The following is a 13,199-nucleotide window of genomic DNA, read 5'->3' on the forward strand; positions in this document are numbered from 1 at the left end:
TCGCGCGCCACCGGCCGCGCGCGTGCGCCGACCGCGACCGTGCGCGGTGGGATCCGTCTCGTTCATGGGGGGCTCCTCGCTCCGAGCCTGCCTCGCACACCGGTTCTGGTCAGCGGTGTGCAGCAGCGTGCGGCGGTGTGATCGGACGATCCGTGGGTGTGATCGTCTTCGGGTCGCCCGTCAGTCGCCACAGCTCCGCAAAAGGTTGCCGCCCGCCGAACCGACAGCAAGCCAGGGCGATCTTCCGCAGGGCCGGAAGCAGTGGCGTCGGCCTTCACCACGCATCTCAAAGCGGCCGCGGGGTCAGTCGACGCCCAGTAGGCGGCGCAGGTCTTCGGGGCGGGAGGCGAGTTCCGTGGTGGGTGCCTGGTGGACGATGACTCCCTTCTGCATGACTGCCACGTTCCGGGCGACGGAGAGGGCGAGTGTCAGGTTCTGTTCGACGAGGACGACCGACATGCCCTGCGCGGCCACCTCGCGGATCACCTCGCCCACTTGGGCGACGATCGACGGGGCGAGGCCGTCGGACGGCTCGTCGAGGAGCAGCAGGCGCGGATTGCCCAGCAGGGCCCGGGCGATCGCGAGCATCTGCTGTTCTCCGCCGGAGAGCTCGTCACCGCGGTGTCCGAGGCGCTCCCCCAGCCGCGGCAGCAGGTCCAGGACGCGGGTCCTCGTCCAGGGGCCGCGCGCCGGCCGCCGCGAGGCGATCGTCAGGTGTTCGTCCACGGTCAGCGGGGCGAAGACCCTGCGCCCCTGGGGAACGACGCCGACGCCCGCGCGGGCGATCACGTCGACCCGGGCTCCGGCGAGCTCCCGGCCGTCGAGGCGGACGCTGCCTTCGTAGGGGCGGACGAGGCCCATGACGGTCGATATGAAGGTGGTCTTCCCGACTCCGTTCCGTCCGAGCAGGGCGACCGTTCCGCCCGTGTCGAGGTCCAGGTCCACACCATTGAGGACGACGCCCCCGGCGTAGCCGGAGCGCAGCGCGCGGATGCGCAGGAGCGGGTTCACGAGGTGACCTCCATGGTGCCCAGGTAAGCGGTCTGGACTTCGGTGGAGGCACGCACCTCGTCCGGGGATCCGGTCATCAGGTGCCTGCCGAGGTGCATGACCGTCACCGTGTCGGCGAGTTCGAAGACCATGTCGAGGTCGTGCTCGATGAGGAGTACGGTCACCTCCCCCGGCAGGGCCGCGATCAGCTCGGTGAGCCGCGCCGTCTCCGCCGGCGACATGCCGGCGGCCGGCTCGTCCAGGAGCAGCAGCCGGGGTTCGGTCCCCAGCGCCACCGCGACCTCCAACTGGCGCCGCTCGCCGTGCGAGAGCTCGGCGGCCGGGAGGTCGTGCCGGGAGGGCAGGCCCACCCGGTCGAGCAGTTCGTGCGCCTGCGCGACCGCCGCGACCCGGGCAGCACGCCGGGAGACGCTCCGGGAAGCGCCCCGGGAAGCGGCTCGGCGTACCACCGCGAGCAGTACGTTCTCCAGCACGGTCTCGCGCATGAAGAGACTGGAGTGCTGGAAGGTCGCCGCTACGCCGAGCCCGACCCGGCGGTGTACGGGCAGCCGGGTCACGTCCTGCCCGTCGACGAGGATGCTTCCGGCGGTGGCCGGCAGGGTGCCCGAGATCAGGCCGAACAGGGTGGATTTTCCTGCACCGTTCGGGCCGATCACCGCGTGCCGGGCGCCCCGCCGCACTGTCAGGTCGACCTCGTCCAGGGCGCGGAAGGAGCCGAAGTGCCGGGATGCCCGGCGTAGTTCCAGTAGACCGTGGTCGTGGTCCGTCACGCCGTCCTCTTTCGGGTGAGCCTGTGCGGGATGCGTACGCCGGCCAGTCCTCGGGGCAGCGTGTAGACGGCGACGACGAAGAGCAGTCCGAGCAGCAGGGGACCGCGTCCGGCGACGGCTTCGAGGTTTCCGAGGTAGTCGCGGGTGAGCCAGACGAGCGCCGCGCCCGCGCAGGCCCCCCGCATCGAGCCGGAGCCTCCGATGACGACGGCCAGCAGGGCCAGTGCGGCGATCTCGAAGCCGGCGTCGCCGGGCGAGACGAACCGCTGCACCGAGACCCACAGGGCTCCGGCGGCTCCGGCCAGCGCCCCGGCGCCGCAGTAGACGGTCAGGGCGTAGCGCTGGGTGGGGTAGCCGATCGCCCGCATGCGGGGCTCGTTGTCGCGGATGCCGCGCAGGGCGAGGGCGAACGAGGTCGAGCCCAGACGGGAGACCGCCGCGAAGAGCAGCAGGAACACGGCCAGGACGTAGAAGTAGACCAGCCCGTCCAGCTCCAGGGCGGGCATGCCGGGCAGGGGTACGACGGGCGGGATGCCGGACATCCCGTCGGTACCGTTCGTCAGCGACTTCCAGTTGACGGCGGCGCTGTAGACGATCTCGCCGATGGCCAGCGTGAGCATCAGGAACACCACGCCGCGGGCTCTCACGGCAAGCCATCCGGTCGGCACGGCGACGAGCGCGGAGACGCCTGCGGCGATGAGGAGTTGGAGCAGCCCGATGTCGGTGACGCGTGTCGCCACGATCGCCGCCGTGTAGGCGCCGACGCCGAAGTAGGCGGACTGGCCGAGGGTCGGCAGCCCGGTCAGGCCGGTGAGAAGGTTCACGCTCAGTACGAGGAGGGCGAACACCAGGATCCGCGAGAGGGTGCCGATCGCGTACGAGCCGAGTACGAAGGGGGCCAGGGCGAGGGCGCCGGCCACGGCGGTGGCCGACAGCCGCCGCCGTGTCGCGGTGCCGGCGGTCGCGGTACCGGCCTCTGCGGTACCGGCCTTGTCGGACGGGCTCATGCGCGCACCGCCGATGCGACGAGGCCGTGCGGGCGGACCACGAGGACGAGCAGCATGGTCCCGAAGAGGAGGAAGGGGGCGTACTCCGGGAGCAGCGCCACCCCGAGGGTCTGCACCTGGCCGATCAGGAGTGCTCCGGCGAGTGCGCCGCGCACCGATCCGAGTCCCCCCACGACCACGACGACGAGTGAGAGGACGAGCACGGTCTCGTCGACGCCCGGCCCGGGGCCGAGGATCGGCGCCCCGAGGACTCCGCCGATGGCTGCCAGGGCGGCGCCTGACGCGAAGACTCCGTAGAGCACCTTGCGGATGTCGACACCGAGTGCGCGGACCATGTCCCGGTCGGCGACCGTGGCCCGTACGAGGGCTCCGAGCGAGCTGCGCTCGAAGACGAGGTACACGAGGAGCGCGAGGCCGGCGGCGACGGCGATGAACACCAACCGGTAGACGGGATAGGCGTGGCCGAGGAGGCCGACGGTCCCGCGCAGGGCCGTGGGCGGGTCCGTGGGCAGTACGTCCGCGCCGAAGGCCGCGGAGAGGAGGTCGGCCACGATGAAGGTGATGCCGAGCGTCAGCACGGCTTGGTCGAGGTGCCCGCGGCGGGCCAGGGGCTGGGTGAGGAAGGTCAGCGCGGCCCCGCCCGCGGTGCCCACCAGGGCGCCCGCCAGCAGGGCGAGGAGGAGACCCGTCAGGGTTCCGTCGGACAGGGCGTAGGCGACGTAGGCCCCGGCCAGGTAGAGCGTGCCGTGCGCGAGGTTGAGCACGTCCATCATGCCGAACACCAGGGAGAGTCCGACCGCGATCGTGAACAGCAGCAGACCGAAGGCGACCCCGTCGATGACGCTGACGAAGTTGCCGTCCAACCATCCGGACATGTCAGCCGCCCAGTCTGCCGAGCTCGGAACTGACGGTGTTGACGCCCTGCTTGACCTCGCGCAGGTACCAGGGCTGGACGGGCGTCCCGCCGCTGTTGAACCGCCAGGTGCCGCGCGGGCTGTCGATGTCCCCCACCTGGGCGATGGCGGCGTTGACCGATTCGGAGGTCACCGCGGATCCGCTGGAACCGGCTGCCTCGATCGCCTTGTCGAGGACCTGCGCCGCGTCCCAGGACGCCATCGCGTACGTGGTCGGGGCCGCCCCGTGGGCGGCCGTGTACGCCGGTGCGAACCGCTTGTTGGCGGCGTTGTCGAGGTCCGCGCCGTAGTTGAGCGCCGTGAGGATGCCGTTGGCCGCGTCTCCCTGCCCCTTGAGCACGCCTCCTTCGGTGAGGAAGCCGGGGGCGTAGAGCGGGATCTTGCCGGCCAGCCCGAAGTCCCGGTACTGCTTGACGAAGTCGACGGCCGCACCGCCGGCGTAGAAGCAGAAGACGGCCTTCGCACCGGACTTCTCGATCTGCGCGAGGTACGGCTGGAAGTTCTTGGTCCCCGGGAAGGGCGTGTAGACCTCCTCCCCCGCCGGCTTGCCGCCCGCCGGGAGGAAGGTGGACTTGAAGCCCTCCACCTCGTCCTTGCCGGCCTGGTATCCCGCGGCGATCAGGAAGACCGGTCCGCCGGCCCGTTCGGCCACGTGCTTGCCGAGTGCCTTGCCCGGTTCGTCGTTGACGTACGAGGTGCGCCAGATGTACTTGGTCCCCGTCAGTGTCGTGGGTGAGGCGTTCGAGCCGACGAGCGGGACCTTGCCGGTTTCGAACAGGTCCTTGACCCCGTTGATGGTGGCCGAGCTCACCACCCCGCTCACGGCGAGCACCCGGTCCTGCTTGACCAGCTTCTCGGCCGCCGCCTTGCCCGAGTCGGCCGTCTCCCCCTCGTCCGCGACGACGATCTCCACTTCACGGCCGCCGAGTTTGCCTCCGTGCTGCGCGACGTAGAGCTCGAAGCCCTGCTTCATGTCGTCGCCCAGCGCCTTGTAGGTCCCCGACCGCGGGACGAGGAGGCCGATCTTCACGGGCCCGCTCTGCTTGTCCTCGCCGGTCCCGAGGCTCGCACCACCACATGCCGTGGTCAGCAAGAGCGCCGTCGATGCGGCGACCAGACCAAGGGGACGAAACCGACCTGCCATGGGAACTCCGTACGTAGTCAACCGGCCCTGGCGGGCGCGATGTTGCTGATGGGGGCGCCTTGGGGGAGCCCCAGGCGCGAAGGGTCCGGCTCTCAGGGGTGACCTGACCGCCGACCGAAGTGACACGTGTCTATCGCGCTTTTGCGACGGCCGTCAATACTTCGCAAGATATGCGCTCGCACCTACCCCGGACCTCTTGACCCACACCCCGGGCATGGAGCAATACTGACCCCCGTCAAATTCTCGCTATACATCTTTCCGGCGACGGGCCAACGATCAGCCAGGGAGTGAAGCACCATGACCGACGATCCATCGCGGCGCAAAGTCCTCAAGAACACCGGGGTGTTGGCAGGCGGCGCACTGCTCTCCGGGGTGGCGGGCGGGCACACGGCGCAGGCCGCCCCGCGCACGGCCGAGCCCTCCCCCGTCGTGGATCTGCCCTCGGGCCGACTGCGCGGAAGCAGCGAAGGGGGCCTGTCCGTGTTCAAGGGCGTGCCCTACGCGGCACCGCCGGTCGGCGCCCTGCGGTGGCGGCCGGCCCGGCCCCACCCCGGCTGGCAGGGCACGCGCGACGCGACCGCCTTCGGCCCGAGCGCCCCGCAGCCCTACCGGGAGGGAGGCGACCAGGTGCTCGGCACCCACGGCTCGCCGCCCTTCGACGAGGACTGCCTCACGCTCAACGTCTGGACACCCGCAGCCGACGACGCCAAGCGGCCGGTCATGGTGTGGATCCACGGTGGCGGCTTCATCTCCGGATCCGGCTCGATGCCGGCCTACTCCGGCGAGACCTTCTCGCGCGACGGCGACCTCGTCGTCGTGACCATCAACTACCGGCTGGGGCCACTGGGTTACCTCTACTTCGGCGAGGACGGCGCCGGGGGGAACTTCTGGCTCACCGACCAACTCGCCGCACTGCGCTGGGTACGGGACAACATCGCCGCGTTCGGCGGCGACCCCGACGACATCACCCTCGCCGGCCAGTCCGGCGGCGCGCTGTCGGTCGCGGCGCTGGCCGGTGTCCGCCCCAAGGGGCGCCCGCTGTTCCGGCGCGCCATCCTGCAGAGCCCGCCGCTCGGACTGAAGATCCCCACGCGCGCCGAATCCCTCGAACGCACCGCCGCCTTCCTGGACATCCTCGGGGCCCGGAACGTGACGGAGCTGCGGGCCGTGCCCTGGCCGCGCCTGATCGCCGCCACCTTCGAGATGTTCGGGCGCACCGGACGGTGGGGTTACTGGTCGACCCCGTTCCTGCCGGTGCTCGACGGGGTCACGCTCGACCGCGACCCCGCGGACCTGCTGCTCGGCGGAGGCGGGGCGGACATCGACGTCCTGATCGGCTGGACCAGGGAGGAGGCCAACTTCGCCTTCGCGCTGAGCGCGCCGTACGCCGCCGCGACCAGGGAGCAGGTGGTCGCCAGGGCTCGGGACACCTTCGGAGGTCGCGCGGAGCAGGCGTACACCGCGTACGAGGAGGCCCGGCCGGGCGCCCGCCCCGTGGACGTGCTGATGGACCTGATCACCGACGACCTGTTCCGCATGCCCGCCGTGGCGCTGGCCGAACGGCGAGCGGCCCGCGGGCGTCCGGTCTGGGCGTACCAGTTCAACCTTCCGACGCCCGCGCACGGCGGTCAACTCGCCGCGGCGCACTGCCTGGAGCTGCCGTTCGTGTTCGACAACTTCGACAAGTGGGCGCAGGCGCCCTTCCTCGCGGGACTGAACCCCAGGGTCCGTGACGGTCTCGCCTCGACGATGCACACGGCCTGGATCTCCTTCATCCGCACCGGCGACCCCAACCACCACCCCATGCCGCAATGGGGCCGCTACGACCAGGACACCCGCACGACGATGGCCCTCGACTCGGTCACCACCGCCGTCGGTGACCTCGCGGGTTACTGGCGGCGCCTGCACCATCCGGCAGGGCGCTGACCACCCGTCAGAGGGGGTCGCCGACGCGGTGCCGGTGACCCCCTGAACGTGCCCCGGGCCAGGGCCTGCGGGCACCTCGTCGGGCTGCCGGAGGGGGCCCACGCTCGTCGCCTCGGGCAACGGTGGTGTCCACCAGGTGAGTTACCGGCTGGAAGCCATAGGTCCGCACGTGAGGATCCGGTAGCTTTCCGTCACGTCGCCGCCACACCCGGGGCACAGGGCCCCATGGGACTTGCGGCGCGAAGGACCCGACACCTGTTGACGACAGCGACCGAAGTCTTCACAGTCCGGCCGTTCACCCCGCACTGCCAGGTGATCCACACCGAAGGCGATCACGCCGTGATCGGCATCTCGCCCGGGAACAGCTACTTCTCCGCCCAGCGTGTCATCGACCTCGCCCAGTGGGGCCTGCGCAACTTCGCGCAGGTGGACATCATCTACACCGACCTGCACGTGGCCGAGATGTACGAGGCCCTCGGCTACGACGCCGACGAAGCCCGCCGCAAGGCGGTCAAGAACCTGCGCGGCGTCCGCGCCAAGGTCAACAACGCGGCGGCCGAGGCCGACCCCAGCGGCGAGCGCTTGCGCGCCCGCCCCATGTCGGCCCTCACCGACATTCCCGCTTACCGCAGGCTCCACAGCCACCTGTACAACCTGCTCGACACCGACCCGGAATTCCGCAGCACCTGCAATGCCCTGGTCGACGCGTTCCTCTCCTCCAAGGTGCTGGGCGGGAAGACCGCCACCACCCGGCAGCGCGAGGTCTGCCTGGAGTACGTCTGCGCCGAAGCTCCGCTCTTCCTCGACACCCCGGCCATTCTCGGGGTGCCGTCCTCCCTGAACTGCTACCACCAGCTCCTGCCGATGGCGGAACTGCTCTACTCGCGCGGCTCCGGTCTGCGCGCCTCCCGCAACCAGGGCCACGCCGTCATCACCCCCGCCGAAGGATCAACCGATGTCCACTGAGACCCTCCTCGACTTCCCGTTCTCCGCGCGCGGCGACCAGCTCCCCCACCAGGTGGAGGAGCTGCGCGACGAGCCGGTCAAGCGGGTCCGCACGATCGCCGGCGACGAGGCCTGGCTCGTCTCCTCGTACGAGCTGTGCAAGCAGGTCCTCGAAGATCCCCGGTTCAGCCTGAAGGACACCTCCGCGCCCGGCGTGCCCCGTCAGTACGCGCTGACGATCCCGCCCGAGGTCGTCAACAACATGGGCAACATCACCGGCGCCGGCCTGCGCAAGGCCGTCCTCAAGGCGATCAACCCCAAGACCGACGGCCTCACCGACTGGATGCGCGACCACGCCTCCACCCTCGTCGACGGCCTCCTCACCCACGGGGCGCCCGTCGACCTGCGCGCCCAGTTCACCAACCCGTACGCCGAGAACCTGCACTGCCGCATCCTCGGCATCCCGCAGGCCGACGCCCCGCGCCTGGCGTCCAGCCTCGACATCGCGTTCATGAACTCGGCCTGCCCCGTCACCGGTGCCAAGCTCAACTGGGACCGCGACATCGCCTATATGGTCGAGCGCCTCGACGACCCCGCCACCACCGGGCTCGTCGCCGAGCTGGCGGCCCTGCGCCCGGACCCCCAGTACGCCCACCTCACCGACGAGATGCTCGCCACGGTCGGGGTCACCCTGTTCGGCGCCGGGGTCATCTCCACCATGGGCTTCCTCACGATGGCGGTCTTCTCCCTCCTCCAGAACCCGGACGTGTGGGAGCAGTTGCAGAAGTCGCCGGAGAAGATCCCCGGCGCCGTGGACGAACTCCTGCGGGTCAACCTCTCGATCGCCGACGGCCTGCCCCGTCTCGCCCTCGAAGACCTCACCCTCGGGGACGTCGAGGTGAAGAAGGGGGAGCTCCTCCTCGTCCTGGTCGAGGCCGCCAACACCGACCCGACCGTGTTCAGCGACCCCCACGTCGTCGACATCGACCGGGAGAACGCGGCCACGCACCTCTCCTTCGGCGGCGGACAGCACTACTGCCCCGCCACCGCGCTCGGCAAGCGGCACACCGAGATCGCCATCGAGGTGCTCCTGGAGAAGATGCCCCGCCTCCAGCTCGCCGTGCCGGTCGACCAGCTCGTCTGGCGCACCCGGTTCATGAAGCGGCTCCCGGAGCGGCTCCCCGTCCTCTGGTAGCAGCGCCGTGACGGACGAGCGGCCCCGCCCGGATCTTCCGGGCGGGGCCGTTCGCCATGGGCGGACCGTGCCGCGTCACGCGGTGAAGGGGGCGCCGTCCAGGGTCCAGTGGGCGTCCAGGCCGATGCCCAGCGCGGCGTACACGTGGGCGGCGACATCGGTGTGCCTCACCACCGGCGGGGTCACGCCCGCGATCAGGCCGGGGCCGCTCGCCGCCACCCAGGCGGTGCGCTCCAGCTCGCTGCGCCCTCCGTGGCCCCCTTCGTCGCGGTGGCCGTGGTCGGTCACCACGATGACCGTCCACTCCTCCCCGGGGTGACCCGGGCGGTCGCGGACCGCCTTGAGCAACCGGCCCAGGCGCTGGTCCGCCGTCTCGATCGCCGTGCGGTACTCCGGGCCGCAGCCGAGGAAGTGGGCGGTCTCGTCCACGGCCCCGAGGTAGACGAAGGAGGCGTCGAGGTCTTCTCCGGAGCCCAGGACGCGCGCCGCTTCGGCCGTCACCGCCTCGTCGACCTCCTCCCAGCCCTCCGGCGTGTCCGCGCGCGGGGCGATGAAGCCGAGCCTGCTGGGAGCGGTGAAGAGCGGGCCGCCCTGCTGGGCGAGGAAGAGGGGGGCCCAGCCGCCCGCGGCGAAGGTCCGCCGGCCGAATTCGAGTGCCAGCCGGGTGGTGAAGTCCGGGAAGACATCGAGCCGGTTGCCGTCGAGGCGGTTGCCCCAGACCCCGTGTTTGGCCACGGTGACCCCGGTGGCGATGGTGGCCCAGCAGGGCCCGGACATCGTCGGCGTGGCCTCGTCGATCTCGACGGGGGCCAGGAAGCCCGCGTCGGCCAGATCGTCGAGGTGGGGGGTGTCCAGCTCGGCCAGCAGGTCGAGCCGTACGCCGTCGATGCCGACGACCAGAACGTGTTGCGTGGGCATGGAGGGGTCCAGGGTGTCCGTGGGTGGATGGGTGGGTGGGCTCGAAAGTGGATGCGCGGGTGGGTGGGGGTGCGGGGCTGCCGGGGCTCCTGGGGCTACTGGGGCTACCGGGGCTCCACCGGCAGGCGGTGCGCGCCCTCCGCCGGGGTGACGGTGAGGAGCCGCGGGAGCCGGTGGCCGGCCGCACCGAACGCGGCCGTGACGCGGTCGCCCACCGCGTCCTCGCGTCCCGCCTCCACCAGGGCGATGACGGACCCGCCGAAGCCGCCTCCCGTCATCCGGGCGCCGAGGGCCCCGGCGCCCAGCGCGGCCGTCACGGCGAGGTCGGTCTCCGGGCAGGAGACCCGGTAGTCGTCGCGGAGCGACGCGTGACCGGCGGTGAGGATCGGGCCGAGGGCGGCCGCGTCGTCCGCCCGGAGCCGGGCGACGGCCTCGGTGACCCGGCCGTTCTCGGTCACCACGTGGCGCACCAGCGGTACGAGTTCCACCGGGAGGTCGCCCAGCGCCCCCGCGAGGTCTGCGGCGGGCAGGTCCCGCAGGGCGCGCAGGCCCAGCAGCCCGGCCGCCCGTTCACAGCCCGCGCGCAGGGCCGCGTACGCCCCGTCGCCCAGGTCGTGCGAGACCCGGGTGTCGATCACGAGCAGCCCGAGTCCCTGCCCCGGGAGGTCGAGGGGCACCTGGCGGTGGAGTTCCGGGGTGCGGGCGTCGAGGTGGAGGGCGGCCCCGGTGGTGCAGCACACGGAGGCCATCTGGTCCATGATCCCGCAGGGGACGCCGGCGAAGGCGTTCTCCGCGCGCTGGGCGATCCGGGCCAGTTGCGGCCCGGGCAGCCGCAGTCCGTACAGCTCGTCGTAGGCGACGGCGACGGCGCATTCCAGCGCGGCGGAGGAGGAGAGGCCCGCGCCGGTGGGCACCGTGCTGTCGAAGTGGAGGTCGGCGCCGCCGACCGCGTGTCCCGCCTCGGCGAGGGCCCAGACCACTCCGGCCGGGTACGCGGCCCAGCCCGGCACGGCCCCGGGGGCCAGGGCGGCCACGTCCACTTCGGTGATCCGGCCGTCTCCGTGCGCGCTGTGCAGGAGCAGCCGGCCGTCGGTACGGGCGCGGGCGGCGAGCATCGTGGTCTGCGGGAGGGCGATGGGGAGGGCGAACCCGTCGTTGTAGTCGGTGTGTTCACCGATCAGGTTGACCCTGCCGGGCGCCGCCCAGATCCCGTCGGGGGATCCGCCGAAGAGCTTCGCGAAGGTGCCCTCGGCCTGCTCGGTCCGGTTCACGCGAGGGCCTCCCGCAGGCGTCGCGCGGCCGTCTCGGGGGCCACGTCGTTGATGAAGGCTTCCGTCCCGGACTCCGTCCCGGCAAGGAACTTGAGCTTGTCGGGGGTCCTGCGGATGGTGAACAGCTCCAGGTGCAGGGCCAGTTCCTCCCCGTGGGTGCGGGGCGCCTGGTGCCATGCGGAGATGTACGGGGTGGGGGCAGGTCGCTGCGGCCGCTGTGCCTCCGGTACGGGGAACAGCCGGTCGAAGCGGCGCAGCAGGTCGAGGTAGATCTCGGGGAACTCGGCCCGCTCGGCTTGGGTGAGGCAGGTCAGGTCGGGGACCCGGCGGTGCGGGTAGAGGTGGACCTCGTACGGCCAGCGGGCGGCGTAGGGCACGAAGGCGGTCCAGTGCTCCCCGGCCGTCACCACCCGCTCGGTGGCGGCGCGGGCCCCGGCCACGAGGTCCTCGAAGAGGTTGCGGCCGGTGGCGGCGCGGTGCGCCCGCGCTGCGCCGGTCATCTTGGCGGTGCGCGGCGTGACGAAGGGGAAGGCGTAGATCTGGCCGTGCGGGTGGGCGAGGGTCACCCCGATCTCGGCACCCCGGTTCTCGAAGCAGTACACCTGCTCGACGCCGGGGAGGGCGGAGAGTTCCGCGGTGCGGTCGGTCCACGCGTCCAGCACCAGCCGGGCGGCGGCCGGGGTGAGGTCGGCGAAGCCGGCTTCGTGGTCGGGGGTGAAGCAGACGACTTCGCAGCGTCCGGCCTCGCCCGCGAGGGAGGGGAAGCGGTTCTCGAAGACGGCCACCTCGTAGTCGGCCGCGGGGATCTCGCTGAGCCGGCCGTCCCGGGAGGGGCACAGCGGGCATTCGCCGGCGGGCGGGCGGTAGGTCCGGTTCTGGCGGTGGGAGGCGATGGTGATCCAGTCACCGGTGGCCTCGTCCCGCCGCAGTTCCGGGCGGCTGTCCACCGGATCGAGCGGGCGCAGGTCGGGAGCGTCGCGGACGACACCTTCGTCGGTGTCGAAGTAGATCAGTTCGCGGCCGTCCGCGAGTTTCGCCAGGGTCTTCTTCACCCGCCGAGAATAAACACTCTCGAACATTTTCCACCACCCCTCGCCGGACTTTCCCCCAGACTCCAACAACATGGTCGTGTTATCTTGCTGCCTTCTGACCGGTTTCGCCGATTCCCGGGAGCGACCCGTGGCCGAGCAGGCTGCCCAACTGGCCCACCAGCGACGTGCTCTCATCCTGGACGCGGTCCGGCGCGAGGGCGCGGTGCGGGTGGCGGACCTGGTCGGGCAGTTCGGCGTCTCGGACATGACCGTCCGCCGGGATCTGGACGCCCTCGCCCGGCGCGGGGTCGTGGAGAAGGTTCACGGCGGAGCCGTCGCCCCGGCCGGGACCAGCGGGCACGAGCCCGGGTTCGAGGCCAAGGCTGATCTGGAGGGCGAGGCCAAGGCGGCCATCGCGGACACGGCCGCGACCCTGGTGGAACCGGGCAGTGTGGTCGCGGTCTCGGGCGGCACCACCGCCCACGCCGTCGCCGCCCGGCTCCTCGGGGTCCCGGGGCTGACCATCGTCACCAACTCCCTCCCGGTGGCGGAACTGGTGTGGTCCGACGGCCGCAGCCGCGGGGCCGACGCCCCCTCCCTCCTCCTCACCGGCGGCTCCCCCACCCCCTCGGCCGCCCTGGTCGGACCGCTCGCCGACCTGGCGATCGGCTCCCTCCACGTGGACCTGCTCTTCCTCGGCGCGCACGGAGTGGCGCAGGGCGCCGGGCTGACCACCCCGAACCTCATGGAGGCCCAGACCAACCGGGCCCTGGTCGCCTCGGCACGCCGGGTCGCCGTCGTGGCGGACCACAGCAAGTGGGGCGTGGTCGGCCTCAGCGGCTTCGCCGCGCTCCACCAGGCCGACTGGTTCATCACCGACGCCGGCCTGCCGGGTCCCGCCCGCACCGCCCTCGCGGAAGAGGTGGGCGAACTCCTCGTCGCGGGCGAGGAGCAGCACTGAGTCCGGGCGCCCGGATCAGGCCCCGGGGGTAGAGGTCCGGCCCGGGGTACGGCTCCGGCCCGCGGTCCGGCTCCGGGCCAGGCCCCGGGTCAGGTCCCGGGCTCCG

General features: G+C 71.9%; 12 protein-coding genes. 4 read left to right on the forward strand and 8 right to left on the reverse strand.

Going from position 1 to position 13,199, the window contains the following annotated elements:
* Positions 1 to 303: 303 nt before the first annotated feature.
* From ACFWBW_RS04380 to ACFWBW_RS04400, 5 genes are read right to left on the reverse strand one after another with little or no spacing between them, the layout of a single operon-like run.
* Entirely contained in the window at positions 304 to 1,011 is a 708-nt protein-coding gene (locus ACFWBW_RS04380) for an ABC transporter ATP-binding protein (protein WP_385368252.1), read from the reverse strand.
* Positions 1,008 to 1,781, reverse strand: a complete 774-nt coding sequence (locus ACFWBW_RS04385) for an ABC transporter ATP-binding protein (RefSeq protein ID WP_385368254.1) — start codon at positions 1,779 to 1,781, stop codon at positions 1,008 to 1,010. Before ACFWBW_RS04385 ends, ACFWBW_RS04380 begins: the two co-directional genes overlap by 4 nt.
* Positions 1,778 to 2,788 (reverse strand): branched-chain amino acid ABC transporter permease, encoded by a 1,011-nt coding sequence (locus ACFWBW_RS04390; protein ID WP_385368256.1) that lies wholly within the window; start codon positions 2,786 to 2,788, stop codon positions 1,778 to 1,780. The genes ACFWBW_RS04385 and ACFWBW_RS04390 overlap by 4 nt, the downstream gene beginning before the upstream one ends.
* A complete protein-coding gene (locus ACFWBW_RS04395; RefSeq protein ID WP_385368258.1) occupies positions 2,785 to 3,663 on the reverse strand; it encodes a branched-chain amino acid ABC transporter permease in 879 nt (292 codons plus the stop codon). The genes ACFWBW_RS04390 and ACFWBW_RS04395 overlap by 4 nt, the downstream gene beginning before the upstream one ends.
* Position 3,664: 1 nt before the next feature.
* Complete coding sequence (locus ACFWBW_RS04400; protein WP_385368260.1) at positions 3,665 to 4,846, reverse strand: ABC transporter substrate-binding protein; 1,182 nt, start codon at positions 4,844 to 4,846, stop codon at positions 3,665 to 3,667.
* A 297-nt stretch (positions 4,847 to 5,143) separates the two neighbouring features.
* On the opposite strand from ACFWBW_RS04400, the gene ACFWBW_RS04405 reads away from it, so the two are divergent.
* From ACFWBW_RS04405 to ACFWBW_RS04415, 3 genes are all read left to right on the forward strand, one after another.
* The gene (locus ACFWBW_RS04405; protein ID WP_385368262.1) at positions 5,144 to 6,772 is read left to right on the forward strand and encodes a carboxylesterase/lipase family protein; all 1,629 of its coding nucleotides are present in this window, start codon (positions 5,144 to 5,146) and stop codon (positions 6,770 to 6,772) included.
* A 258-nt stretch (positions 6,773 to 7,030) separates the two neighbouring features.
* On the forward strand, positions 7,031 to 7,738 hold the full coding sequence (locus ACFWBW_RS04410; protein WP_385368264.1) for a tRNA-dependent cyclodipeptide synthase: 708 nt from the start codon (positions 7,031 to 7,033) through the stop codon (positions 7,736 to 7,738).
* Entirely contained in the window at positions 7,728 to 8,912 is a 1,185-nt protein-coding gene (locus ACFWBW_RS04415) for a cytochrome P450 (RefSeq protein WP_385368266.1), read from the forward strand. The genes ACFWBW_RS04410 and ACFWBW_RS04415 overlap by 11 nt, the downstream gene beginning before the upstream one ends.
* Positions 8,913 to 8,987: 75 nt before the next feature.
* Here the strand turns inward: ACFWBW_RS04415 and ACFWBW_RS04420 are convergent, their stop codons facing one another.
* From ACFWBW_RS04420 to galT, 3 genes are all read right to left on the reverse strand, one after another.
* On the reverse strand, positions 8,988 to 9,830 hold the full coding sequence (locus ACFWBW_RS04420) for an alkaline phosphatase family protein (RefSeq protein ID WP_385368268.1): 843 nt from the start codon (positions 9,828 to 9,830) through the stop codon (positions 8,988 to 8,990).
* Positions 9,831 to 9,934: 104 nt separating this feature from the next.
* Entirely contained in the window at positions 9,935 to 11,101 is a 1,167-nt protein-coding gene (gene galK, locus ACFWBW_RS04425; RefSeq protein WP_385368270.1) for a galactokinase, read from the reverse strand.
* Entirely contained in the window at positions 11,098 to 12,153 is a 1,056-nt protein-coding gene (gene galT / locus ACFWBW_RS04430) for a galactose-1-phosphate uridylyltransferase (protein WP_385368272.1), read from the reverse strand. The genes galK and galT overlap by 4 nt, the downstream gene beginning before the upstream one ends.
* 127 nt (positions 12,154 to 12,280) lie before the next feature.
* Here galT and ACFWBW_RS04435 point away from each other — a divergent pair, with 127 nt between their 5' ends.
* Positions 12,281 to 13,093, forward strand: coding sequence for a DeoR/GlpR family DNA-binding transcription regulator (locus ACFWBW_RS04435; RefSeq protein WP_385368274.1), 813 nt, complete (start codon positions 12,281 to 12,283; stop codon positions 13,091 to 13,093).
* The last annotated feature ends 106 nt before the right edge of the window (positions 13,094 to 13,199 follow it).

This window comes from Streptomyces sp. NPDC059957 (assembly GCF_042730015.1).
Taxonomy (GTDB): domain Bacteria; phylum Actinomycetota; class Actinomycetes; order Streptomycetales; family Streptomycetaceae; genus Streptomyces.